This is a genomic window from Candidatus Solirubrobacter pratensis (assembly GCF_000425945.1).
GTDB classification, from domain to species: domain Bacteria; phylum Actinomycetota; class Thermoleophilia; order Solirubrobacterales; family Solirubrobacteraceae; genus Solirubrobacter; species Solirubrobacter pratensis.
In genome coordinates this window covers 76,384-100,426 of the sequence record NZ_AUEK01000006.1, presented here as the reverse complement: position 1 = coordinate 100,426, position 24,043 = coordinate 76,384, and the positions used below count along the sequence as shown (strand labels likewise).

General features: G+C 71.6%; 24 protein-coding genes, 1 tRNA gene and 1 pseudogene. 13 read left to right on the top strand and 13 right to left on the bottom strand.

Going from position 1 to position 24,043, the window contains the following annotated elements; genetic code table 11:
* The first annotated feature begins 13 nt into the window (after positions 1-13).
* Together H958_RS34910 and H958_RS0104305 are read left to right on the top strand one after the other, a co-directional pair.
* Positions 14-1,363, top strand: a complete 1,350-nt coding sequence (locus H958_RS34910) for a MoxR family ATPase (RefSeq protein WP_051323803.1) — start codon at positions 14-16, stop codon at positions 1,361-1,363.
* Positions 1,363-2,472: a vWA domain-containing protein gene (locus H958_RS0104305; protein ID WP_051323802.1), complete on the top strand. Its 1,110-nt coding sequence runs from the start codon at positions 1,363-1,365 to the stop codon at positions 2,470-2,472. Before H958_RS34910 ends, H958_RS0104305 begins: the two co-directional genes overlap by 1 nt.
* A 7-nt stretch (positions 2,473-2,479) precedes the next feature.
* Here the strand turns inward: H958_RS0104305 and H958_RS0104300 are convergent, their stop codons facing one another.
* The 4 genes from H958_RS0104300 to H958_RS0104280 all read right to left on the bottom strand — a co-directional run bounded on the left by H958_RS0104300 (position 2,480) and on the right by H958_RS0104280 (position 4,924).
* A complete protein-coding gene (locus H958_RS0104300; RefSeq protein ID WP_028057754.1) occupies positions 2,480-3,172 on the bottom strand; it encodes a metallophosphoesterase in 693 nt (230 codons plus the stop codon).
* Between the two features lie 49 nt (positions 3,173-3,221).
* Positions 3,222-3,830 carry a cyclic nucleotide-binding domain-containing protein gene (locus H958_RS42720; protein ID WP_028057753.1) on the bottom strand — a complete coding sequence of 203 codons (609 nt, stop codon included), beginning with the start codon at positions 3,828-3,830 and terminating at the stop codon, positions 3,222-3,224.
* Positions 3,831-3,968: 138 nt separating this feature from the next.
* Positions 3,969-4,226 carry a hypothetical protein gene (locus tag H958_RS45865; RefSeq protein ID WP_028057752.1) on the bottom strand — a complete coding sequence of 86 codons (258 nt, stop codon included), beginning with the start codon at positions 4,224-4,226 and terminating at the stop codon, positions 3,969-3,971.
* A gap of 5 nt (positions 4,227-4,231) precedes the next feature.
* Entirely contained in the window at positions 4,232-4,924 is a 693-nt protein-coding gene (locus tag H958_RS0104280; RefSeq protein WP_156027677.1) for a hypothetical protein, read from the bottom strand.
* Between the two features lie 73 nt (positions 4,925-4,997).
* Here H958_RS0104280 and H958_RS0104275 point away from each other — a divergent pair, with 73 nt between their 5' ends.
* From H958_RS0104275 to H958_RS0104250, 6 genes are all read left to right on the top strand, one after another.
* Positions 4,998-6,035 (top strand): LacI family DNA-binding transcriptional regulator, encoded by a 1,038-nt coding sequence (locus tag H958_RS0104275; protein ID WP_028057750.1) that lies wholly within the window; start codon positions 4,998-5,000, stop codon positions 6,033-6,035.
* An 88-nt stretch (positions 6,036-6,123) separates the two neighbouring features.
* A complete protein-coding gene (locus H958_RS0104270) occupies positions 6,124-7,497 on the top strand; it encodes a sugar ABC transporter substrate-binding protein (RefSeq protein ID WP_028057749.1) in 1,374 nt (457 codons plus the stop codon).
* Complete coding sequence (locus H958_RS0104265; RefSeq protein ID WP_051323801.1) at positions 7,494-8,474, top strand: carbohydrate ABC transporter permease; 981 nt, start codon at positions 7,494-7,496, stop codon at positions 8,472-8,474. The genes H958_RS0104270 and H958_RS0104265 overlap by 4 nt, the downstream gene beginning before the upstream one ends.
* On the top strand, positions 8,471-9,307 hold the full coding sequence (locus H958_RS0104260) for a carbohydrate ABC transporter permease (RefSeq protein WP_028057747.1): 837 nt from the start codon (positions 8,471-8,473) through the stop codon (positions 9,305-9,307). Before H958_RS0104265 ends, H958_RS0104260 begins: the two co-directional genes overlap by 4 nt.
* Positions 9,304-10,662, top strand: a complete 1,359-nt coding sequence (locus tag H958_RS34900; RefSeq protein WP_037409252.1) for a GH1 family beta-glucosidase — start codon at positions 9,304-9,306, stop codon at positions 10,660-10,662. Before H958_RS0104260 ends, H958_RS34900 begins: the two co-directional genes overlap by 4 nt.
* Positions 10,662-11,789, top strand: a complete 1,128-nt coding sequence (locus tag H958_RS0104250; protein ID WP_028057746.1) for an ABC transporter ATP-binding protein — start codon at positions 10,662-10,664, stop codon at positions 11,787-11,789. The genes H958_RS34900 and H958_RS0104250 overlap by 1 nt, the downstream gene beginning before the upstream one ends.
* 34 nt (positions 11,790-11,823) lie before the next feature.
* On the opposite strand, the gene H958_RS34895 is transcribed toward H958_RS0104250, so the two are convergent.
* Positions 11,824-12,507, bottom strand: a complete 684-nt coding sequence (locus tag H958_RS34895) for a L,D-transpeptidase (protein ID WP_051323800.1) — start codon at positions 12,505-12,507, stop codon at positions 11,824-11,826.
* A 189-nt stretch (positions 12,508-12,696) separates the two neighbouring features.
* Between H958_RS34895 and H958_RS0104240 the strand changes: the two genes are divergently transcribed.
* Positions 12,697-12,778: transfer RNA gene (locus H958_RS0104240), tRNA-Tyr, on the top strand.
* 72 nt (positions 12,779-12,850) lie between these two features.
* Here H958_RS0104240 and H958_RS48990 read toward each other — a convergent pair.
* The 3 genes and pseudogenes from H958_RS48990 to H958_RS0104230 all read right to left on the bottom strand — a co-directional run.
* Positions 12,851-13,141 (bottom strand): annotated as a pseudogene (locus tag H958_RS48990) (dihydrofolate reductase family protein); the annotation flags it as partial.
* 19 nt (positions 13,142-13,160) lie between these two features.
* The gene (locus tag H958_RS48655) at positions 13,161-13,313 is read right to left on the bottom strand and encodes an SRPBCC domain-containing protein (protein ID WP_255325411.1); all 153 of its coding nucleotides are present in this window, start codon (positions 13,311-13,313) and stop codon (positions 13,161-13,163) included.
* A gap of 24 nt (positions 13,314-13,337) precedes the next feature.
* On the bottom strand, positions 13,338-15,164 hold the full coding sequence (locus H958_RS0104230) for an FG-GAP repeat domain-containing protein (protein WP_028057745.1): 1,827 nt from the start codon (positions 15,162-15,164) through the stop codon (positions 13,338-13,340).
* A 629-nt stretch (positions 15,165-15,793) separates the two neighbouring features.
* Between H958_RS0104230 and H958_RS0104225 the strand changes: the two genes are divergently transcribed.
* Positions 15,794-16,174, top strand: a complete 381-nt coding sequence (locus tag H958_RS0104225) for a hypothetical protein (protein WP_156027675.1) — start codon at positions 15,794-15,796, stop codon at positions 16,172-16,174.
* 147 nt (positions 16,175-16,321) lie between these two features.
* On the opposite strand, the gene H958_RS0104220 is transcribed toward H958_RS0104225, so the two are convergent.
* Positions 16,322-17,287 carry an ABC transporter permease gene (locus H958_RS0104220; protein ID WP_037409250.1) on the bottom strand — a complete coding sequence of 322 codons (966 nt, stop codon included), beginning with the start codon at positions 17,285-17,287 and terminating at the stop codon, positions 16,322-16,324.
* 351 nt (positions 17,288-17,638) lie between these two features.
* Here H958_RS0104220 and H958_RS0104215 point away from each other — a divergent pair, with 351 nt between their 5' ends.
* Positions 17,639-19,039 carry a M28 family peptidase gene (locus H958_RS0104215; protein ID WP_081685590.1) on the top strand — a complete coding sequence of 467 codons (1,401 nt, stop codon included), beginning with the start codon at positions 17,639-17,641 and terminating at the stop codon, positions 19,037-19,039.
* A gap of 355 nt (positions 19,040-19,394) precedes the next feature.
* Here the strand turns inward: H958_RS0104215 and H958_RS47335 are convergent, their stop codons facing one another.
* Complete coding sequence (locus H958_RS47335) at positions 19,395-19,565, bottom strand: hypothetical protein (protein WP_196807202.1); 171 nt, start codon at positions 19,563-19,565, stop codon at positions 19,395-19,397.
* Between the two features lie 104 nt (positions 19,566-19,669).
* On the opposite strand from H958_RS47335, the gene H958_RS47330 reads away from it, so the two are divergent.
* On the top strand, positions 19,670-20,239 hold the full coding sequence (locus H958_RS47330) for an Ltp family lipoprotein (RefSeq protein ID WP_196807201.1): 570 nt from the start codon (positions 19,670-19,672) through the stop codon (positions 20,237-20,239).
* Between the two features lie 78 nt (positions 20,240-20,317).
* On the opposite strand, the gene H958_RS0104200 is transcribed toward H958_RS47330, so the two are convergent.
* A complete protein-coding gene (locus tag H958_RS0104200) occupies positions 20,318-21,208 on the bottom strand; it encodes a hypothetical protein (RefSeq protein WP_028057741.1) in 891 nt (296 codons plus the stop codon).
* A gap of 332 nt (positions 21,209-21,540) precedes the next feature.
* Here H958_RS0104200 and H958_RS0104195 point away from each other — a divergent pair, with 332 nt between their 5' ends.
* Positions 21,541-22,644 carry an ABC transporter substrate-binding protein gene (locus H958_RS0104195; protein WP_028057740.1) on the top strand — a complete coding sequence of 368 codons (1,104 nt, stop codon included), beginning with the start codon at positions 21,541-21,543 and terminating at the stop codon, positions 22,642-22,644.
* A 265-nt stretch (positions 22,645-22,909) separates the two neighbouring features.
* Here H958_RS0104195 and H958_RS45855 read toward each other — a convergent pair whose 3' ends face one another.
* Entirely contained in the window at positions 22,910-23,086 is a 177-nt protein-coding gene (locus tag H958_RS45855; protein WP_156027674.1) for a hypothetical protein, read from the bottom strand.
* Positions 23,087-23,388: 302 nt separating this feature from the next.
* Positions 23,389-24,018 carry a hypothetical protein gene (locus H958_RS0104185; protein WP_156027673.1) on the bottom strand — a complete coding sequence of 210 codons (630 nt, stop codon included), beginning with the start codon at positions 24,016-24,018 and terminating at the stop codon, positions 23,389-23,391.
* Positions 24,019-24,043 lie beyond the last annotated feature (25 nt).

Sequence of the window (24,043 nt, the reverse complement as noted above, 5' to 3'; positions counted from 1 at the left end):
GGCGAGCCGCACGATGGGCGGCGGGCCGTGCATCGGCGAGATCCTGCTCCGCCGCGGCGTCTGCGCGCGCAACCTCACGCTGACGCTCGCCTCATCCTCGCCCAGGCTCACGTACCGCACGTGCATGCGCCTCTCGGGCCGCTCGATCACCCGGTCGCAGGAGACGAGCCGCGGCGCGGCGGCGGGTGCCGCGGGGACGGCCGTGCGCGTGCGGCCGAATGCAAGGTGGTGGCGCAACCCGTCCTCGTGGCGCAGCGCGATCGCCTCGCCGTACTCGTCCAGCAGGGGCTGCGCGGACGCGGCATCGACGGCACCGGCCGCGACCAGCGCGGCCGCCGCCGCGCCGAGCGGCGAGATCAAGGACGGCCCGTGCCGGTCGCCGCGCGCCAGCAGCAGCCGCTCCCCGGCGAGCCGCACCATCGCCTCGATCCGCGAGCCGTCGGACTTCGCCGGGCTGCCGGTCGTCAACGGCGGCGGCGTCGACCTCGCGCCGCCGCGCTGGGCGCTCCGGCTCGCCGAGGCCGGCCACGGCCTGGCCTTCTTCGACGAGATCTCGACGGCGCCGCCCGCGGTGCAGGCGGCGCTGCTGCGCGTCGTGCTCGAGCGCACCGTCGGCGACCTCGAGCTGCCCGCCGGCGTCTCGGTCGTCGCGGCCGCCAACCCGCCCGAGCAGGCGGCCGACGGCTGGGATCTCTCCCCGCCGCTGGCCAACCGCTTCTGCCACCTCGACTGGCCGGTCGACGCGCGCATCGTCGCCGACGGCTTCTCCGCCGGCTGGCCCACCCCGCGGCCACCGGTGCTGCGCGACGGCTGGGAGCGGCGCGTCGCGGTCGTGCGCAGCTGGGTCGCGGGCTTCGTCACGGTCCGCCCGCCGCTCGCGATCGCCGTGCCGGAGGAGGCCGCGGGCGCGGGCCGCGCGTGGCCGAGCCCGCGCACGTGGGACACCGCCGCGAGGCTGCTCGCGGCGGCCGAGGCCGCCGGCGCCGGCGAGCTGGTCCGGTCGCTGCTCGTGCGCGGCTGCGTCGGCGCCGGGCCTGGCGTTGAGTTCATCACGTGGCTGGCCGAGGCCGATCTGCCCGACCCCGAGGCGGTGCTCGCCGACCCCGAGTCCTTCGTCGTGCCCGAGCGCGGCGACCGGGCATACGCCGCGCTCTCCTCGATCGCCGCGGCGGTGGCGGCGGAGCCCTCGCACGAGCGCTGGGCGCGCGGCTGGCGCGCGTTCGGGCGCGGGGGCGCGCCGGCGCCCGACGTCGCGGCGGCGGCCGCCCGCCCGCTCGCCCGCTGCCGTCCGCCCGGCGCGCCGATCGCGGACGAGGTGAAGGCGTTCGCGCCGCTGCTGCGCGACGCCGGGCTGCTCGTGTGATGGATGCCCGCAAGGTCGCCGCCGCGCGGCTGTGGGCGGCGAGCCGCATGCCGTATCTCGCCAGCGCGCTGTTCGCGTGCACGATGCGCGCGGATCCCGGCTCGCGAACGATCGGCGTCGACCGCTCCTGGCAGGTGCGCGCCGATCCCGCCGTGGTCGCCGAGCTGCCCGTCGACGAGCTCGGCCGGCTGCTGCTGCACCTGTGCGGGCACGTGCTGCGCGATCACGCGGGTCGCGCCGAGGCGCTCGGCGCGGACGCCGTCCGCTGGAACCGCTGCGGCGACGCCGAGATCAACGACGACCTCGGCGAGCACGTGCCGGGCGTGGCGAGCGAGCTGCCCGCCACGCTGGGGTGCGAGCCGTTCCAGCTCGCCGAGCGCTACTACGAGCTCGCGGCGCCCGGGCCGCGGCTGTGGGACTGCGGCTCGGGCGCGGATGGCTGCGAGCGCCCCGGCGATACCCCGGGCGGGCTCGACGGCCGCCAGGCAGAGCTGCTGCGGCTCGGCGTCGCGGCGGAGATCCAGCGCTTCCCCGGCGACGTGGCGGGCGGCTGGCGGCGCTGGGCGGAGACGGTCCTGCCCTCCCGCGTCGACTGGCGGCGCGTGCTCGCGGCCGAGGTCCGCAGCGCGCTCGCGGCCGTCGCGGGACAGGTGGAATACAGCTACCGCCGGCCGTCGCGCCGCGCGCAGGCGACGCGCGGCGTCGTGCTGCCGACGCTGCACCGCCCGATGCCCGACGTCGCGATCGTGTGCGACGCGTCGGGCTCGATGCACGAGCGCCTGCTCGCCCGCGCGCTCGCCGAGGTCGAGGCGGTCCTCGCCCGCGGCGGCATCCGCGGCGCGCGCGTGCTGGCGGTCGACACGGCGGTCCACGCCGTCCGCCGCGTCACGCGTGCCGCGCAGGTCGAGCTCGCCGGTGGCGGCGGGACCGACATGGGCGCCGGGCTGGCCGCCGCGGCCGCGCTGCGCCCGCGACCCTCGGTCGCGATCGTCTTGACCGACGGCTTCACGCCGTGGCCGGACCGTCCGCCGCCCGGCATCCGCGTGGTGGTCGGCCTGCTGAGCGAGGGAGCCGAATGGCCCGCGCGGCGTGGGCGCGCGCGGTGGTGATCCAGGCTTAGGCCGCCAGCGCGGCGCGGCGGGCCGCGGCGACGACCGGTCGCCACGGCCCGCCGTGCTCGCGCACGAGCGCGGCGAGGCGGCCGCCGCGGCCGCCCATGTCGATCGACCACCGGCCTGGTGCGAGCAGGCGCGGCTCCCGCTGCGGGACATGCCCGGAGATCTGCGGCCACGGCGACGGCTCCTCGCGCGGCCACTCGCCCGCGTGCAGCCACAGGATCCCGCCGTGGGGGGCGGCGCCGCCGCGGGCCGGCCCGACCCAGTCGAACAGCGGCTCGCCGCCGCCCCGGTGCCAGCGGTCGTTGAGCTCCGCGGCGCACTCGGCCGCCGTGCCGGGCAGGCCGCGGGCCAGCCTGGGGTGCAGCCCGGCATGCGTCACCAGCCAGTCGCCGGCCGCGGCCGCCGCGTGCGGCCAGCCGCGTGTCGCCAGCAGGGCGAGCGCGGCGCCGTGATCGCCCGCGCGCAGCAGCTGTGCCTCGTGGTTGCCGGCCAGCACCACGTCCAGCGCGCCGGCCGCGAGCTCGGCGGTCGCGAGGTTGTCCTCGGGCGACGCGTGGCGGTCCAGCAGGTCGCCGACCTGCACGACCCAGGCGCCCTCGCGCCGCCTCGCCTGCTCGACCCCCGCCGCGGCGAGCACCGCGCGCAGCGCGTCCGCGCGCGCATGCACATCGCCGATGACGACCTCGAGCATTCCCCCACACCTTGCCCATCTCCCCGGACGGCATGTGAAGTTCCGGAGATCAGCCGGCGAACAGCGTCGCGCGGATGCGCGCGGCAAGCGTGATGCGGGTGGCGCGAGCGTCCATCCGCTCCTGCCGCTCGCGCATGCGCGCGACCATCAGATCGGTCAGCACGTCGATCAGCTCGGGATGATCGGCGAGCAGCGGGGCGTACTGCCGCGCGCCGATCTCGTAGACGACGGCGCCGTCCAGCGCGCGCACCGTGGCCGTGCGCGGTGCGCCCGTGAGCAGCGACATCTCGCCGAGCACGGCGCCCGCGGTCACCACGTCGACGACCGTGTCCTCGCCGCCGCCGCCGCCGCGCAGCAGGATCTCCAGCTCGCCCTCCGCGAGGACGAACAGCGAGTCCCCGTCCTCGCCTTGGACGACCAGCCGCTCGGTCGGGCCCAGCGTCAGCGGGCGGGCGGTGCGGGCGAGCGCGCCGAGCTCGTCCGGCGCCAGCAGCGCGAGGATCGGGACCTCGGCGAGCAGCGCGTGGATCTCGTCCGGCCGGCGCCGGTAGGTCGCGGGCAGCTCCGCGCCGACCTGCAGCTCGGGCCCGTATCCGTCGTGGCGCTGGAGCAGCGCCACGCGCGCGGGCTGGTTGACGTGCGCCTCGAGCAGGCTCACCTGGCGCGGGACGCACTCGCTGCCGGTGTAGGTCCATGAGCTCGTGGTGCTTGGCCCACGCGGCGACGTGGTTCATCGAGTCGCGGTACTGCGCGCAGGCGGACGCGTACAGGCCGTCCTGATCGGCGAACAGCCCGCTCACGGCGCCTGCGACCCCGCGACGGGGATCCCGCCGTCGAGCGCGCGCAGCTCGACGAGCAGCTGCTGGGAGAAGAGGTGGCCGAACGAGAACGGGTCCTCGTCGTCGGTGGCGCCCGCGCGGACCCGCGGGTCGAGCGACTCCCAGGCCCACGCCGCCCCCGGCAGCAGGTCGCGCGCCGGGACGATCGTCAGCGCGTGCTGCCCCGCGGCGCCGGCCGGCGCGGGGCGGTCCTCCCAGCCCGGGCATCCTGCCACGCGGGTCAAGCCATCCGGTGAAGTGGCGCGCGCCCGCGCTTGCCGGCGGGCTCGAAGACCTCCAGCGCGCGCAGGCACGCCGCGGCCTTCTGCGCGAGCGCGAGCGGCGTGCCCATCGCGGCGGCGAGCTCGCGCGTGCTGAACTCGCCCTCCAGCGGCGGCAGCAGCCGCGCGAGGTCGGCCGCGCCGCGCAGCTCGACGCCGTCGAGCACCTCGATCAGCCGCCGCTCGCCGGGGTCGCGCGTGTACCGCCGCCCGCGCACGGGCGACGGCGCGCGCACATGGTCCTCCGAGCACAGCAGCAGCTCGATCGTCAGGTTCGGGTGGTCGAGCAGCGTGGGGAAGGAGACCAGGCCCTCGAAGATCGCGGTGAAGCCGGGGCGCTTGGGCGAGGGCCGCGTCGAGAGGACCATGCCGTGCTCGTCCACGCGCACGATCCGGCGGCGCGCGGGGATCGGATGGACGAGGCGCACGCGGAACGCGTCCAGCAACGCGTCCATTTTCGGCCGGAGCGGTGAGAAGGACCCGGTCTGGATCTCCACCAGCTCGCCGTCGGCGCGCACGACGTCGATCACGAATCCCCCGACCGGGACCTCGAGCCGGTCGCCCGGACGGGCCAGCCACTCCTTCAAGGCCGCATGCAGCGGCCCCTCGCGCAAGATCCCGATGCCGGTCACGAACCGGAGAGTTTTCTCCACGCTCCGGACTTGACGCGACCGCGCAGCGTGTGCATACTGCCGCGCAACGGTTCCAAAACCGTTTTCGGAGACCATGGAGGAGAGAGTCACCATCCGCGAGCTCGCCCGGCTCAGCGGCGTGTCGGTCGGCACGGTATCGCGCGCGCTCAACGGCTATGCCGACGTGCGTTCTGAGACCCGTGAGCGGATCATGCGCCTGGCCCAGGAGCTCGACTACACGCCGGCCGCGGCCGCGCGCAGCCTGGTCACCCAGCGCTCGCACGTGATCGGCGTGTTCATGGAGACCGGCGAGGGTCACCCCGACCTCCAGCACCCGTTCTTCCACGAGGTCCTCGGCGGCCTCAAGCAGCGCGTCGGCGCCCAGGGCTTCGACCTGCTGCTGTTCGCGTCCGAGCGGCCCGGCAACGGCTACGGCCCGCACTCCTACCTCAAGCGCGCCCGCCACCACTCGGTCGACGGCGTCGCGCTGATCGGCCTCGACCAGGAGCACGCGGAGGTGCGCCGGCTCGTGCGCGCCGGCCTGCCCTGCGTCGGCATCGACATGGACATCGAGGGCCCCGCCGCCGAGGTCGTCATGTCCGACAACGTCTCGGGCGCCGAGACGGCGGTCCGCCACCTGCACGCGCTCGGGCACCGGAGGATCGCGACGATCACCGGGATGCTCGAGTCGCGGCCGGGCATCGACCGCCTGCGCGGCTATCGCGCGGCCGCGCAGGCGCTCAATCTCGCCTACCGCGACGAGTACGTCGCCTATGGGGACTTCTACGCCGAGTCCGGGCGCGAGCAGACCGCCCGGCTGCTCGAGCTTCCCGAGCGCCCGACCGCGATCTTCGCGGCGGCCGACATGATGGCGATCGGCGCCGTGCGCGCCGCCGCCGAGGCCGGCCTGCGGGTGCCCGAGGACCTCTCGATCGTCGGCTTCGACGACATCCAGCTCGCCCCCCACGTCAATCCCCCGCTCACCACCCTGCGCCAGGACAAGCTCGGCCTCGGCGCGGCGGCGGGCGATGCGCTCGTAGCGCGCATCGCCGGCGATCCCGATCGCCCGTCGCTGCGCCGGCTTCCCGTCGAGCTCGTCGTCCGCGGCTCCACCGCCCCGCCGGCGGAGTAGGAGGTCCATCGACAGCGCGTTGCCCTACGAGGTCGTCCCAGCCGCAGTACCAAAACCGTTTTTGTCCACTCGGAGGAGGAACACTCTCGTGCGCAATAGGCTCGTGGTCGCCGCGTCGGCGATCGCGTTCGTGCTCGCCCCCGCGGCCCTCGTGGCCTGTGGTGGCGACGACAACTCAGGCTCCAAGCCGGCAGGCCAGGCGGCGACGGGCGATCAGCTCCAGAAGGGCGTGACCCTGACGCTCTGGACGATGCCGAACTCGCCCAAGCCCAAGGAGGACCTGCAGAAGATGGTCGAGCCGTTCACGGCCAAGACGGGCGTGAAGGTCGACGTGCAGGAGGTCGGCTGGGACGTCCAGTTCGACCGCATCCGCAACGCGGCGGTCTCGGGCGAAGGGCCTGACATCACGCAGGCGGGCACCACGCAGGTGCCGTTCTTCGCCGCCCTCGGCGGCTTCGCGGACCTGAGCGAGCGCGTCGGCGACATCGGCGGCAAGGACGCCTACGCGACGGGGATCTGGAGCACGACCCTCCTCGAGGGCCAGGACGGCACCTGGGCGGTCCCGTGGTTCACGGAGGCGCGCTCGATCTACTACCGCAAGGACGTGCTCGAGAAGGCCGGCATCGACCCGGCGACCGCCTTCAAGGACCTGGACTCGTTCAAGGCGACGCTCGAGACGATCAAGCAAAAGGTGCCGGGCATCAAGCCCTTCGGCGCGCCCGGCAAGAAGGCGTTCGACCTCGTCCACAACGTGATGCCGTTCGTGTGGGACAACGGCGGCGCCGAGCTCTCCAGCGACGCCAAGACCTCGACGATCAACTCGCAGCAGGCGCAGACCGGCGTCGAGTGGATGGCGGGCCTGATCACCGCCGGGCTGTTCGACAAGAGCCAGCTCGAGCGCGACGGCACGCAGGTCGAGAACCAGTTCAAGGGCGGCAAGCTCGCGGTCTGGATCGGCGGCCCGTGGGTGCTCGGCTCGATCGACCGCGCCGACGACGACACGTGGGACTCGACGGCGCGCAAGAACGTCGGCGTGGCGCCCATGCCGACCGGTCCCGGCGGGAAGGCGTACACGTTCGTGGGCGGCTCGGACCTGATGATGTTCAAGGCCACCAAGCACCCCGACGAGGCCTGGGCGCTGATGAAGTTCCTCTCTGAGGACCAGACGCAGAAGGACTACGCGGCGCTGCTCGGGATGTTCCCGGCGCGGCTGGAGCCGCAGCAGCAGGTCGGTGACTCCGACGCCAATCACAAGGCGTTCTTCGAGGCGATCCAGAACGGGCGCACGTACGCGCCGATCCCGCAGTGGGGGCAGATCGAGAACGCCTACAAGACGCGCTTCGGGAACATCCTCGACAGCGCCGCCGGCGTGGGCGGCGGGTACAGCCCGGCGGCGGTGAAGACCCAGCTCGACGCGGCCGCCAAGGAAGCGGACGGCCTGCTGGCGCAGGCGGCCGGGTGAGCCAGGCCCTGGAAGAGAAGACCCAGCCGCGGGCCGTCGAGGCCCGCGGCCGGGCGCCGCGGCGCTCCGCCTCGCGCGCGCGGACGCGGCTGGCCTACTGGCTGATCGCGCCGGCGGTCGCGTTCATGGTGCTGGTGCACCTGCTGCCGGCGGCCGGCGGCTTCGTGCTCAGCTTCAAGCGGCTGAACACGTTCACCTTCGCGCGCCTGTTCGACGCGCCATGGGCGGGGCTCGACAACTACCGCTCGATCCTCTTCGACGCCGGCAACCCGCTGCGCGACGGCTTCTTCGGCGCCGTGCAGAACACCGCCGTCTACACGTTCTGGACGGTCGGGCTGACCCTGGCCGGCGGCCTCGCCGTGGCCCTGCTGCTGAACCGCCCGATGAAGGGCATGCGCATCGTGCGGACGCTGATGCTGACGCCGTGGATCGTCCCCAGCTTCGTCGTCGCCGTGCTGTGGCAGTTCATGTGGCAGAGCGACGTCGGGATCGTCAACAAGGTCCTCGTCGACTACACCGGCATCCTCGGCCACCGGCCGATCTGGCTGCTGGGCCCGAACACGATGTGGGCGATCGTGATCCCGAGCGTGTGGCGCGGGCTGCCGTTCGCGATGCTGATCTTCCTCGCCGGGCTGCAGGCGATGCCGCAGGAGCTGCACGAGGCGGCGGCGATCGACGGCGCCGGACCCTTCCGCCGCTTCCGCCACATCACGCTGCCGCTGCTGCGGCCGCTGATCGCCGTGCAGCTGCTGTTCACGGTCATCTACTCGGCCTACCAGTTCGCGATCCCGGTGATCATGCTCGGGACCAATCCGGGTGAGCACGCCGATCTGATGATGACCCTCATCTACCGGCAGTCGTTCTCCAACAACCTGTTCGGCTTCGGCGCCGCCGCGTCGACGCTCTTGATGCTGATCATGGCGGTGTGGGTGGCGGTCTGGTACCGCACCTTCAAGCGCGATCTGGAGGTCGTATGAGCGCTCGCCTCGTCAACCGGGGACTCGACGTCCTGACGTGGTTGGTCCTCCTGGTGATCCTCTCGCCCGTGCTGTGGCTCGTGGCGTCCTCGCTGCAGACCGACGGCCAGCTCTCGACCGGCGCGATGAACCTGCTCGAGCCGACGTTCACGGCGTTCAGCCGTATGTGGCAGACCGTCGACTTCGGGCGCTACTTGATCAACAGCCTGATCATCTGCACCGTCGCGGCGCTGGGTGCGACCGCGCTGGCGAGCTTCGCCGGCTACGCGCTCGCGCGCTTTCGCTTCAAGGGCTCGCGCCCGCTGGCGCTCGGCGTGATCGGGACGCAGCTGATCCCCGGCTCGATGTTCCTGCTGCCGACGTTCATCGGCTTCATCTGGCTCAAGCAGAACACGCCGATCCACCTCTACGACACTCGGCTCGGGATGATCCTCGTCTACACGGCGTTCTTCACGCCGGTGGCGATCTACTTCATGCGCTACTTCTTCGCGGCGATCCCGAAGGATCTCGAGGAGGCGGCGATGGTCGACGGGTGCTCCCCGTTCGGCGCCTTCGTGCGGATCGTGCTCCCCGCCGCCGCGCCCGGCCTCATCGCCACGTTCGTCTACGCGTTCCTGTTCGCGTGGGACGAGCTGCTGTTTGTCGCGTCGCTGACGCAGACGCACGCGGAGACGATCCCGATCGGGATCCGCAACTTCATCGGCAACTACCAGGAGAAGACGGCACAGCTGATGGCCGCAGGCGTGGTTTCGACCCTCCCCGTACTGATCGCCTTCTTCGTCACGCAGCGCTGGCTCGTGAAGGGCATCACCGCCGGGGCGGTGAAGGGATGACGGCGACCGCCCCCTCGCGGGCGCCGGAAGGCTCGTTCCCGACGGGCTTCCGCTTCGGCGCCGCGACCGCGGCGTATCAGATCGAGGGCGCCGCGCGCGAGGACGGGCGCGGCGAGTCGATCTGGGACCGCTTCTGCACGCTCCCGGGCGCGGTCGCCAACGGCGACACCGGCGATGTCGCGTGCGATCACTACCACCGCTGGGAGGAGGACCTCGACCTGCTCTCGGCGCTGGGGCTGGAGAGCTACCGCTTCTCGATCGCCTGGCCGCGCGTGCAGCCCGACGGGCGCGGGGCGCTCAACGCGAAGGGCGTCGCGTTCTACCGGCGGCTGGTGGAGGCGCTGCTGGAGCGCGGGATCGAGCCGGTCGCGACGCTCTACCACTGGGACCTGCCGCAGGCGCGGCAGCTCGCCGGCGGCTGGGCGGTGCGAGAGACGGCGTCGTACTTCGCCGAGTACGCCGCGGCGATGGCCGGCGCGCTCGGCGACGTCGTCGAGGGCTGGGTCACGCACAACGAGCCGTGGGTCGTCGCGTTCCTCGGGCACGCGCACGGCGTCAAGGCGCCGGGCGTGCGCGACTGGCGGACGGCGCTGACGGTCTCCCACAACCTGCTCGTCTCGCACGGCCTGGCCGTCGACGCGCTGCGCGCCGGGTCCGATGCGCCGGTCGGCATCACGCTGAACCTCACGCCGATGCGGCCGGTGGCGCCGAAGGACGTCGCGGCCGCGGTGCGGCTGGACGGCCACCAGAACCGCTGGTTCCTCGACCCCGTGCTGCGCGGGACCTATCCCGAGGACATGGTCGAGCACTACGAGCGGAGGTTCGGGACGCTGGGCTTCGGCGAGCTCGAGGTGATCGCGCGCCCGATCGACTTCCTCGGCGTCAACTACTACAACCCGGCTGCCGTGCGGGCGGCCCGCCGGGTCGCGCCGCTGGAGGCCGAGCTGGTCACGGCGCGGCCGCCGACCACCGCCATGGGCTGGACGGTCGACGCCGAGGGGCTGCACGAGGTGCTCACGCGCCTGCGGCGCGACTACGGCGACCTGACGATCTACATCACCGAGAACGGCGCGGCGTTCGACGACGAGCGCGCGACGGACGGCACGATCGAGGATCCCTCGCGCGTGGCGTACCTGGCCGATCACATCGAGGCGGTGCGGCGCGCGATCGCCGACGGGGTCGACATCCGCCGCTATTACGCGTGGTCGCTGCTCGACAACTTCGAGTGGGAGCACGGCTACGAGAAGCGCTTCGGGATCGTGGGCGTGGACTTCGGCACCCAGGTCCGCACGGTCAAGCGCAGCGGGCTCTGGTATCGCGACTACATCGCCGGCGTGCGGGGAGGTGCGGCCTGATGGCGCAGATCGCGTTCGAGGACGTCTCGAAGGTCTTCCCCGACGGCACGCGCGCCGTCGACGGGCTGGACCTCGAGATCGCCGACGGCGAGTTCACGGTCCTCGTGGGCCCGTCGGGCTCCGGCAAGTCGACGGCGCTGCGGATGGTCGCGGGGCTCGAGGACGCGACGCACGGCGCGATCTCGATCGGCTCGCGCGTGGTCAACGACGTCGCGCCGAAAGATCGCGACATCGCGATGGTGTTCCAGTCGTATGCGCTGTATCCGCACATGTCGGTCGACGACAACATGGGCTTCGCGCTCCGGATGCAGAAGGTCGAGCGGGAGTCGATCCGGTCGCGCGTGGGGCGCACGGCGGCGCGGCTGGGGATCCGCGAGCTGCTGGCGCGGCGGCCGCGGGCGCTCTCCGGCGGCCAGCGGCAGCGCGTCGCGCTCGGCCGCGCGATCGTTCGCTCGCCCGAGGCGTTCCTGATGGACGAGCCGTTGAGCAACCTCGACGCCAAGCTGCGCGTGGAGATGCGCGCGTACATCGCGCGCCTGCATCACGAGCTCGGGACGACGACGCTCTACGTCACGCACGACCAGACCGAGGCGATGACGATGGGCGACCGCGTCGCGGTCATGCGCGACGGGCGGCTCGAGCAGGTCGACTCGCCGCAGCGCCTGTACGAGCACCCGGCGAACGTGTTCGTCGCAGGCTTCATCGGGTCGCCGGCGATGAACCTGCTGCGCGGCCGCGTGGCCGAGGACGGCCGGCTCGAGCTCGGGACGCAGCGGCTGCGGCCGGCGCGGCGGACGACCCACGTCGGCGACGTGGTCGTGGGCATCCGGCCCGAAGCCGTGTCACCCGTGGGCGAGCTGGGCGACGACGTGCTCGAGCTGCGGGTCGTGCTCGCCGAGATGCTCGGGAGCGACGTGCTGCTGCACCTGCACTCCGAGGCGCCGTCGGTGCTGACGGGTGACATGCTCGATCTGGCCGGAGAGCTGGATGTCTCGGGCGAGGACCGGTTCATCGCGCGCGTGCCGCCCGACGTGCGGCCGGCCCCGGGCTCGGTCGTACGGCTGCGGGTGGACATGTCGCGGGTTCACCTGTTCGAGGCGGGGTCCGGGCGGGTGATTCTGCGCTGAGCCGTTCGGGGTTCGGGAGCGCCCGCGCGCGGTCTCAGTTGCGGATCCGCACGGCCGCCCCGATCGGCAGTCGCTTCGTGAGCTCGCGCACGTCCGCGTTGCGCATCCGCACGCACCCGTGCGACGGCCGCCCGGGGATCAGTCCCGGCTGCGACGTGCCGTGGATGCCGATGATCCCACCGCCCGGGTACTCGCTCAGCTTCGCGTAGCCGCTGGTGCCGTAGATGTACGGGCCATAGGCGGTCGTCGCGGGCTTGAGCTTGATCAGCTCGCGCACGTAGAACCGGCCCGCGGGCGTGGGGCTTCGAGCCGTGCCCACACCGACCGGCACCCGCCACGTCGCCCGGCCGTCCTCGAGCACCGTCGCCGTCAGCGCGTGCTTGTCGACCACCAGCGTCGTGTGCGTGACCTGCGTGTCGTCGAGCGTCGCGCGGCGGACCCAGCCGGTGCGCCCGTTCGGCCGGCCCGGGAGGCGGATGCGCACCCACATCCGCCCGCGCGAGTCGGGCTGCTGGCTGAGCATCACATAGACCTCCGGACTGCCCATCTCGGTCCTCGCGTGCAGCCGCGCGATCGTGCGCGCCGAGCCTTCCGGCGCCGTCCGCACCGGGGCCGCCGCCACCGGGTGCGCCCACGCGGTCGTCGCCCATTCGTCGGACAGCGTCGTGGCGCTCGGGGTCAGCGCGGCGAGGGCGAGGGCGGCGGCGATCGCGGGCATGCCGGATGGGATTGTGGCGCCTGGAGGAGATCATGCGACGGAGCGCCCGAAGGTGCCGCCCGCACGAGCCGGTGAGATCGACCCCCAGGCGGCCGGCTCCTCGCGCGCGGACGCCGCCGGGGTCGCCCGAAACACCTCCGCCGACGGCCCAGAACCGCGAGCGATCTGGCGCTATCATCGGCGCCGCCCGGTGGGATTCCCGAGCGGTCAAAGGGGACGGGCTGTAAACCCGTTGGCTCAGCCTTCGCAGGTTCGAATCCTGCTCCCACCATCCCCCTCCGCCGCAGGACAGCGGAGGCCATGTCCGGCCGCAGCAGGGAAAACCGCCCGCTGACGCCGGACATGGGGTGCCGCGCGTGGGCACGAAGATCGGCACGCCGTGGTGGTCGCCGCCCCAGTGAGCGGCGTAGTCGAATGTCTTGCGGCCGACGACGACCGCACCGGTCGCCATCAGCTCGGCGAACACCTGCCCGCTCAGCCCCGGCGGGTCGAAGTGCGGCCGCTCGGAGACGGGCTCGCCGAGCCACTCGTGCAGCCGGTCGCCGCCGTTCCCGAGCCCGTTGCCCGGGCCGTCCTCGGGCCCGGTGATGAACCCGTCGAGCGACATCGACATGTACAGGACGGACTTCGCCATGCGGTCTCCTTCCTCAGGCCTACAGCGCCCGTTCCAGCCGGTCGAACGCGTGCGGCACACCGCGGCCGTGCTCGTCGCGCAGCTCGTCGGACGGGAAGCCCCACTGGACCATCGTCATCAGGGTCGCCCCGTCTCGAGGCGCGAACGTGAACTCGGTTGCGCCTGAGGTCAGACGGCACCTTCAAAAAACGACCTGTCAGCGGCGGCGGAGCCTGACCGTCGACACGCGCTCGAGCGCGGCCCGGGTGCGCAGCGTGAGCGTCGCCGGCCTGTGGCTGCGGAGCACGCGCTTTCCGGCGCCGGTGAGCTTGAGCGTGACGGTGGTGCGCCCGGCGGCGACCGTGCGGGAGCTGCGGGCGAGAACGGTGCGGTGGTATTCGAGCGTCCAGGTCACGCGCCCGGTCACGGTGAACTGCTGCGTGAAATGCAGGCCGGACCGCAGCAGGGCGGTGAGCGTGGGACGGGTCAGGGCCGGCGCTCCGGGGCGGGCGCCGGTGACCGGCGCCCGCGTGGGCGGCGCCGTCGGCCGGGGGCCGCCGGTGACGGTTCGGGGCGGCGTCCTGATGATCGTCGAGGTGGGCGTCCCGATGTTGATAGTCGTGGCCGGCGGCTGCTGCTGATCGTCCGCCGGGGCCACCTTGCCCGTGCCGGTCATGGTCACGATCCACAGCACCGCCGAGTCCCCCGCGACCACGCCGATGTCCGCCGACCGGTTGCCGGTCGTCGTGGGATGGAAGAAGACGTGGATCCAGCACTGCGCGCCGACCGCGAGGACCGCGCCCCGGCACTCGTACATGTCCACGTCGAAGTCGTCCTCGTCGCCGTCGACGACCGGCTCGAGGTCGCGGGCGGCGCCGCCGCCCTCGTTCACGATCGGAACGGCGATCATGCCCCAACCGGAGCCGACGGTCCCCTCGGCGAAGTCGGTGTTCGCGTCCCCGGGAACGAGCTGCGGCCCGGTCGAGTAGCGGACGACGACGGTCTGCGAGGGGTATCGGACGCTGGCGACATCCAGCTTGCCGTCGTGATCGAAGTCCGCGGCCGCGAGCGCCGACTCCGAGCCAGGCTCCTCGCTCCTGGCCCACGGCACCTGCCCGCCGTCGAGGAACGACGGCTGGTAGCCGGCCGTGTACCAGTCGATCAGGCCGTCGCCGTCGAAGTCGGCGAGCAGCAGCTCGTCGCCGACCTCCGCCGTTCCGGTGGCAGGCGTCAGTCCGCCGTCGGCCGTTCCGAAGAGGACGCCCGGGCTCGACGGCTGGCTGTTCAGCCACTGATAGGTCACGCCGACATCGAGGCGGCCGTCGCCGTTGACGTCGGCGGTGGCGAGCGCGGAGCCCTCGGCGCCGAGCTGGTAGGTGACCGGCGCGCCGAACCCGGCGCCCGCCGCACCCGGCAGCACGGTCAGCGTGTATCCGCTCAGGACGACGAGGTCGGGATCGTCGTCGCCCCCGAGCGTGACGAGTTTCATCGCGTACGGGGCCATGATGGTGAGTGCGTCGGGGCTCGGCGCCAATGCCCCGTGGCCGTCGTTGAGCAGCACGCTCGCACTGTCTCCAAACGCCGCCACGACGTCGCGATCGCCGTCGCCGTCCACGTCCGCGACGGCCACCGCCGTGCCGCGCACGGCCTGCGGCGGGCGCACCGAGTACACGTCCGGTGAGCCCAGCCCGCCGCTCGCGCGCCCCTTGAACACCACGAGCGATCCGCTCTCGCCGAGCGTCGCGATCAGCTCGTCGCGCCCGTCGCCGTCGAGATCGGCGCCCGCCACGTCCGCGGTCGCCGACGGGGGCCCGCCCAGCCCGGCCGTCTGTGACGGCGCGAACCCGTCTTCGCCGTCGAGTACGAGCGTCGCCTGACCCTGCGCACCGGAGATGCCGGCGACATCAGGCCGACCGTCGCCGTTGAAGTCCAGTGCGGCGATGGTGTCCGCGGTGGCGCCGAGCGGCTCCGCAGGCTCGAAGAAGGGAAACACCGACGCGCGCGCGGGCGCGGCGAACGCCGGCGCGGCGATCGCGAGGCACACTGCGCAGCAGACAGCAAACCGATTTGGCATTCCGGCGCGGAATCCTTGCAGGCATCGAACCGGAAAGCCAGCGGCGGACGGTGGTGATCGCGACGTGTTTCGCCGTCGGGTGCGCGCTCATCGGGCTCGTCGAGTGCTACGTCTTTGAACGACGCTTTCGTCGCGCACCGGTCCGCGGCGTGGCGCTCCCGTCCTGGCGGAGCGGTTCGCCGACCGGCTTCCGGGACTGGCCGACGGGCAGCTCGGCGACGTGCACGGCGAGCCTCGGGCGGCCACCGGGCGGCGACAGGCCGACGCCTCCTCCGCGAGCGAAGACGACCTGCGTCGTTGCGCTTGACGAGCCCCCGCGCAGCATTCAGGCGACCCCGTCCCTCGGCCGAGTCCCAACCCGACGGGGGGACGGCGGGCGCGGTCTATCGCCGGACTTACGGTTGGCAGGCCGGACACTCGAGGGCCGCGCGGCTCCATGACCGGCCGGCTCGCGTCCCGTCCCCTGCCGTGGTGTGGTGGTGATCTCCTTGCGTCGTGTCCTGTTGCCCGTCTTGCTCTGCCTGTCCATGTGCTCCGCGCCGGCTGCGATGGCCAAGGCCAGCCATGATGGATGGCCGCCCATCAACGGCGCTCTGATCATGCACAAGCTCGATCAGAGCGGCCCGATCTACGCCCCGTTCCCGTTTCTCCACAACGAGCTGCTGGGCGGCCACGGCAACGACACGATCCACGCCGGCAACGCCGGGGATGTGATCTGGGGCGACTACAAGCCTTCGGGCCAGCCGACCACCCAGAGCGACGTGCTGCAGGGCGGGAACGGGCGGGACTTCATCTACGCGAGCCACGGCCACAACGTCATCGACACCGGCGGCGGCAACGACGTCGTACATGCCCACTTCGGCTACGGGTCGGTCACCTGCCATTCACCGCAGACCATCGTGTTCCTGTCGCACAAGTCCCGCAAGCTCTACACGCTCGAGGGGTGCCGGCGCATCAGCTACAAGACGGAGGGCCACTAGCTGGGTGAGCCTGGGTAGGTGTGGCTAGGGCCGGGCGGTCACAGGTTCGATCCTGCGACGATCTCGCGCCGCCGCGCGAAGAGATCCGGGACTCGTGAACCAGGATCGTGCCGCGGCGCCCCGTGCCGCTGCCGTGGCGGTGCGGAGTCATCCGTCGCCTCGTCCTCTGACGCGCGGGTCCAGGCGGGCCTGGAAGGCGTCGACCAGGAAGTTCGCGACCACAACGAGGATCACGCCCTCCAGGACCAGCGCCTCCAGCACGGGGACGTCCCGGCTGAAGATCGCGCCGCGGATCGTCAGGAACATCCCGGGGAGCGCGAAGCCGAACTCGATCGCCGCGGCCTGCATCAGCATCGTCGAGACGTTCACGCCGGTCATCGCGGCGACCGTCGGCGTGGAGATCGGCAGCGCGTGGCGGTTCAGCACCTGCCGCTCGGCGAGACCCTTGGCGCGGGCGGTGCGGATGAAATCCTCGCCGAGCGCCTCGCTCATACTCGCCTCCGCGATCCGGGCGACGAGCGCGGCGAGCGGCAGCGCGCAGCACACCCACGGGACCCACATCGCCTTCATGAACGCCAGCGGGTCCTCGCCGAACGGCCGGTAGTCGCCCTGGCCTGAGACGAACCCGAGCTTGTGGTCGCCGGTGTTCCACGAGAACAAGACCAGGACCGCGAGCGCGAGGAAGTAGGGCGGGCAGGAGAGCAGGAACGCGATCGCGACGTGCAGTGTGCGCGTGATCCACGTGCGTGGGTAGGCCGCACACCAGCGGCCGGCGAGGATGCCGAGGAACGTTCCGAGCAGCATCCCGCCGATGATCAGTTGCAGATCGACCGGGACGCGGTCGCGCATCATCGCCCCGACCGTCTGCCGCCCCCAGCTCGCGCACAGCGGGATGAAGTCTGGTCGCCGCCGTCGCGTGGGGTTGCAGCCCGCGCCGTCGGTCTCACCCAGCTCGCCCTGGACGATGTCCGCGAGATGCGCCGGCGTGTCCGCGATCGCCGCGCCCCAGCTCATCCGGTCCAGGCCCGCGTTGAACAGCACGTGGCCGAACGAGAGGGCGAGCAGCGTGGTCAGGACGAGCGCCGCCAACCGGCGCGCGAGGACGTGGTGCACGTGGGCTTATGTCCGGCTGCGCCGACTTGTGTCTACGGGTACGGCTCGGACTCACAGTCGTCCTTGCGCCGCCGAGCAACTGAGCAGCAGTCCTCGGTGTGGCTGGGCACGAGCGCGGCCTAGGGGCGTGTGGCGCCCTGGTGCCACGCGCTCGGCTTCCTTGAACCCACTGCCGGCGACCAGCGGAGGTCACTCGATCGCGTGGCGTTCTGGGTTCCTTGACTTTTGTTCTCTTCTGAGCGAGCTTCCCGGTGCTCAGTTCACCGGCCGGCGGGCCTACGGCCGCGCTCGGCCATGCACGATGTGGGGGGGACTATGAGGGGACGGACCACTGTGGCTTCGGCCGTGGCTATGGTCGCGCTGCTTGGGGGCGGCGCGTACGCGTCCGGCGCGCTGAGGCTCGACGACCAGCCGCCGGCGCCGCCCAACCATCCGATCGTCGGTCCAAAGCGACTCGACGCGGAGACGACGAAGATGATCGGCCAGATCGATCCTGCTCGGATACGGGCCGCGGATCTCGCGCTCGTCGGGTTCGGGACGCGGAACACGCTCTCGTCCCAGACCGACCCCGCGCGCGGCATCGGCGCCGCGCGCGACTGGATTTACGATCAGTTCCAGCAGATCGCCGCAACGTCGGGCGGGCGTATGACGGTCGAGCTGCAGAGCTACACGCAGGGCGTCTCGACCGGGATCCCGACGCCGACGGTGATCACGAACGTGGTGGCCACACTGCATGGGACCGACCCAGCCTCGGCCAACCGCTACTACTACGTAAGCGGCCACTACGACACGCGCTGCGGTAGCACGACCAACGCGACGTGCGACGCGCCCGGCGCCAACGACGACGCGTCAGGCGTCACCGCGGTGCTCGAAATGGCCCACGTCATGGCCACGCACGAGTTCGACGCGAACATCGTCTTCATGGCCGTGGCCGGTGAAGAGCAGAACCTCTACGGTTCGGCGCGCGCCGCGACGCTCGCCCAGCAGGCCGGCCAGGACGTTCAGGGGATGTTCACGAACGACATCATCGGCAGCTCGCTCGGCGGAAACGGCATCTCCGACCCGTACACCGTCCGGCTTTTCGCCGAGGGCGTCCCGACGAACGAGACGACGAGCGAGGCGAACACCCGGCGCTCGATCGGCGGCGAGAACGACTCGCCGGCCCGGCAGATGGCCCGGTTCGTCCGTTCGGTCGCGGAGATCCCCGAGACGGGGATGCACATCCAGACCGTGGACCGCCGCGATCGGTTCAACCGCGGCGGCGACCACATCTCCTTCCTCGAACGTGGCTTCCGCTCGGCGATCCGCTTCACCGAGCCGAACGAGAACTTCAACCACCAGCACCAGGACGTCCGCGTCGACCCGGACACCAGCGAGCAGATCGGCGACCTGCCCGAGTTCGTCGACTTTGACTACATCGCCCGCGTCGCGAAGGTCAACGCGGTCTCGCTCGCGGCGCTCGCGAACGCGCCGAGCGCGCCAAAGAACGTCCGCATCACGTCCAACCTGAGCTACGACACGGCCCTGCGCTGGAACGCCAACACAGAACCCGACCTCGCGGGCTACGAGGTCGTCTGGCGCAAGACGGACGAGACCGACTGGACGCACGTGATCCCGATCGGCCTGCCCGAGCCTGATGCGAACGGCGTCGTGCGGTACACGGCACCGCTCTCGAAGGACGACTTCTTCTTCGGCGTGCGGGCGGTGGACAAAGAAGGAAACCGGAGCCCGGTCGTGTTCCCGCGGCCGTAGCCACACCGCGTGGGCCGGCGCCGTCGCGTCGCGCCGGCCCACGACGCCTCAGTGCCGGATTTCCAGCGCTTTCGTGATATCGCAGAGGCGTCGACCGTTCGCTCTCAGGCGCTGCGCCCCGACGTCTCGAATCTCGACGTTCCAGAGACACTTCCCGACGACCGGTTCAGCTTCGGGCGACGGGCCATCTCCACCCGGTGTGCCGTCACGAACGCGGTGCCGATACTCGCGGCTAGGAGCGTGGATGCGCAGCCCGCAGCAGCGTGATCCGGGTCCCGAGATCCGCATCGGCGACGGCCGTCATCGGGCTTGGCGCCACCACGACCGTGCGAGTCCACGAAGCCGGTCGCGAGGCTCAGTCGAAGTCGAAGATGCTGTTCTTGTCATAGAACGTCAGGACGTAGCGACACTGGGTGCAGATCAGCAGCACCTTGATGTGCGTCGAGAAGCCCCAGCGGGTGTCGGTGCGCTCTTCTTCGCGGTCGTACTCGGAGTTGCCGCACAGGGGGCAGGGCGGGAGGTCCATGTCGGCATACAACCATCAGAGCTCGTCGGGCTGATGCGGGGTCGACTCCGGGGAGCAGAAAGCGCAGTCCGACAACGTGTGCCGCCGACGTGATCACACCCGCTGTGCATCACATCCTCGGTGTCGACAGCAACAACGTGGTCCTCAAGGGCACTGTTGATCACGCCAACGCGCACGTCCGCGTGAAGGGTCAGTCCGTCAAGGTCCGCCACGGCCACTGGAAGCTGCCGGTCACGCTGACCAAGCACGGCGACAACAAGTTCCGCGTCGTGGCGACCCGCAAGGGCTACGTGAAGTCCTCCACCACGGCCACCATCATGCGCGAACTCAGCGCCGCCGAGCGGGCCGTGATCCGTCAAGAGAAGGCCGCGCGCCGCGCAAACAGGAGGGCCTTGGAGTCAGCGGAGAGCTACCTCGCAATGTCGGGGTTCTCCAAGCAGGGCCTCTATGAGCAACTGTCGTCCTCGGCAGGCGAAGGCTTCTCGCAGGCTGAGGCGCAGTATGCGGTGGATCACGTAGATGCCGACTGGAATAAGGAGGCTGTCGAATCGGCGCGGAGCTACCTGGAAATGTCGCCGATGTCCAGGAACGAGCTGATCGAGCAGTTGTCGTCGTCAGCGGGTGAGGGGTTCACGTACGAGCAGGCGCTTTACGCGGTGAACAAGGTCTACTGACGCGCGTGAGGCTCAGACCGGCGTTACGAGCCCCGCGAGGAAGACCTGCTCGCTCCCTCGCCGGCCCGATAGCGATATCTATTTGATGTCGGTGTACACCGGGAGCCAGCCGAGCACCTTTCCGGTCCGGTCACGGAGGGCGAGGCGCCGCGAGATCTGACCGGCGATCGTCGTTGCCGGTTCGCTGTCGCCCGTCGCGAGGCCGCCGCTGGCGTAGAGCACGCCGGTCGCTGAAACCGTCACCTGTGGCACGCCGCCGTTGCGCAGGTTGAGCAACGGGCCGGTGGTCGTGTCGGGTGCGTCGAGGAAGATGCCCTGCGCGGCGGAGCCCGCGCCGGTGAGCAGCAAGGAGAGCGCCGAGCCGTTCGCGTCGCCCGTGACGCCCGTGTGGGTGATCTTGACGACGCCCTTGCCCGTCGTCGGCGCTTTGGCGCCGAGCGCCGTCGCGCCGGTCGCAGCGGACGTGACGTTCAGCGCCACGCTGGCCGGATTCGCGCTCGTCGAGACGACCTCGACGGGGTTTCCGACGCCGGCGTAATCCACATGCAAAGCGGCGGGCGCGAATGCGGCGTTGTCGACACGCAGGTTCATCAGCCGTCCGGTCGCGTCGGCGCCTGCGCTCGTGTAGAGGATCGCCCCGGCTCCGGTGGTCGCGCTGGTGTCGACCAGCAGCGCGCCGCCCGCGCTGGTGCTCGACGAGACGGATCCCTGAGGAGCGACTCCGAGTAACGGAAACGTCTGCCCGACGTGCCAGGGATTGGATCTGTCCAGCAGTGCGTAGTCCGGCGCCGGGGCGGTGGTCGACGCACGCAGCTCAGACGGAGCGGTCAGCGCGCGAACCTGCGCGTCGAGCACGGCGACCTGGGACTGCAGCTGTTGCACCTGGCGGGCAAGCGCACCGGCGGTGCCGTCCTGGGCGAATGCGGGCGTGGCAGTGGGCATCAGGGCGGCCACGGCGACGGCGAACACGGGCAATGAGCGAGACATCGTGCCCTAACCCTCTGTCCGCCCGGCTCGTCGCGCAACTCGCCCGCGTCAGCGGCGGAAGACGATGCTTGGCGGGTTCGCGTCTGCGGCGGGCGCTTGCGCGAGCGGATCCCAGGCAATCGCCCGCACGGCTCGGGATCGAAGCGCCGTTCTTCGACGATCTCAGCTGCTGCTGCGTTATCGTCGGTCATGACGGATGCGAGTAACGCTACTGCCCGCGATCGTGTAACGCACGATCTGGCCGCCGCCGGAGCGAGGCGGCACGAAGCCGCGACGCCGGCGCGCGGCGGCGCCGCTCACGGGAGCCGGCAACGATGACCACGCCAACGGGAGTGGAGTGGACTGACAGATCGTCCGTCCAGATCGGCGCTCTCGTCCCGCTGACCCGGCCCGGCTGGGTCCAGGCAGGCCAGCACTTGCTTGCTGGACTCGAGCTCGCCGTTCGCGAAGTCAATGACGCCGGCGGGATCGCCGGAAGACCACTCGAGCTGGTGGTCCGAGACACCGCGGCTGATCCACACAGGGCCGCGGCGGCCGTGGATGAATTGGCCCGCCTGGGCGTGGCTGCCCTGGCGGGGGAGTATCACAGCGTCGTCGCTCGCGCCGCTGCCGCCAGGGCCGACGCCCTCGGCCTGCCGTTCCTCTGCTCGTCAGCGGTTCTCGACGCGCTCACCGAACAGCCGACGGAATGGGTCGCGCGCCTCGCCCCGGCGCAGTCCCACGGCTGGCAGATCTACGCAGACTTCCTCCTCAGCGCGGGCCATAGTCGAATCGCCGTGGCAGCCGAGCCGAGTGTCTACTGGGCATCTGGGGCCCGCATCTTGCGGAACCACCTCGCTCCACGCGGCGGCACCGTCATCGAACTCGACATGCGCGCGCTCGCCCCCACGGCCGTGTGCGACGCACTCGTCGACAATCGCGCGACAGCCCTCCTTCTTCTGGTCGGCCACCCGCAGCCGGCAGTGTCGATCGTCAAGTCTGTCCGCCGCGACCAGCGCCTCGCCGAGATCATGATCGGCGCTCCGGCCGGGCAGCCGGAGTTCGCCGAATGGGCGACGTTGCTGGGCGACGACGGCGCCGCGATCCCGTTCTTGCGCTACCTGCCCGAGCGCCTCAGCCCACGCGGTGCACGAGTCGAGACGGCCCTCCACGAGCGACTGGCCGAAGCGCCCTCCTTCGTCGCCTTCGAGGGCTACGACACGGTCGCCGTCCTCGCCGACGTGCTGCGTTCTCACGGCACGGACCGTGCGCGCACTGCCGAATCCTGGCCGCGCGTTGCAGTCGAAGGTACCCGCGGGCAGATCCGGTTCTCCCGCACACCAGGCATCAGCGTTTGGCAATGGGCTTGGACGCCCATCCAAGTCGTTGATCGAGATCCGGCGGAACCCGATCGCTTTCGGATCCTTCACGCCGGCTGAGAGAGCACGGAGGGTCCGACTGTCCAGATCCGCAGCGCGAAGCGGGGCTGCGTCCGCGGATCGGGCCGACGGTGCCGCCACGTTCCGCGACGAGCAGATCACCGCCCTGACCCTCGCGGGGACGCCCTGAACGGGTGAGCCTGATCGGAACGACGGGTGCTGGTAGGGGTCAAGCGCCGGCTGATGAGCCCGGGGTTCCGGGCTCGCATCTCGGCGCGCGACCCGCGAGTCGCGCTGCGGCGGGATGCCGCAGCGCGAGTGGCGGTCAGCCGTTGCCGTCCTCGACCGTGCCAGCGACGGTCGTGCTCGCGGACACCGAGTAGACGGTCGGAGGCACGTAGCCCGCAGGTGCGGCGGCGACCGCGGCGATCCAGGCGTCGACGGCCTCGGCGTAGGTGAGGTCGTAGAAGACGTAGCCGCCGATGCTGATCACCGACGTCACGGACGGGGCAGGGGTCGCTGCGGGTGCGGCGGCGGGGGCGGCGGCCACCGGCGTGGCGGCCGAAGTCGCGTGCCTGCTGTGGTGGAAGCGGCGGCCAGGAGCTGCGGAGGCGGGGCTGGCGGCGAGCGGAACGGCGGCGACGGCGAGAGCCACGGCGGCGAGGCGACGGACCGTAAGGTTGGACCGAAGGGGCTTGTTCATGGGCGTACTTTCGGCTCCCCAGCCAGCCGGCAAGACCCCCAAATGTTGATGCTGCTTAACCTCATGGGTTACGGCCGTCGACCTCTTCCGGCGTCATGGGGTCAGGGATGCTCGCCGGCACGGCCGCGTGCCAGCGGGCGGTCTGCCTTCTTGGCGGTGAGGACGGTGACGGGGAGTCCTAGCCGCTGTAGGCGCGTCGGCAGGTCGATGTGGAGCCAGTGCGACACGCGTGCTGGAAGCGTTGAGACGATGATCTCGTCGTAGGAACCGTCCTCCAGCGCTGCGGAGACCGCCAGGAACGGATCCTCATCGCCGACAAGCCCTTCCACGCGAGCACCGGCCGCGTCCTCGAGCAGCGGGATGGCGAGCTCGAGCGTGATCGCCGATTCCTCGGTGTCGGCATCCCAGAACGACCGCGGAACGAGCAGCGTGAACCGGCACGCGCTCGCCGACGCCCGCCGGCGAACCTCCGCGATCAGCGCCGGGGTCGCCGCGGTGCGGTTGGCAACGATCAGGATGTGCCGCGGCTCGTTCGCCTTTGCGGACACAGGCTCGTCGTACTCCTCGGGCGCTCGCGCGTCAACCTCCGCCGCGAGGAGAGCCAGGTCGTCGCCGCCCGGCGACCGCCCGCGGCGACTGACCACCCAGACGCGTTCGACACGACGCAGTTGTTCGCCGTGCCGATCGCATCTGACCATCGGGGATCCGCGGGCCTGGCCGCCGAGCGCCACGCGCTGACGTCGCAGCCGACCCGCG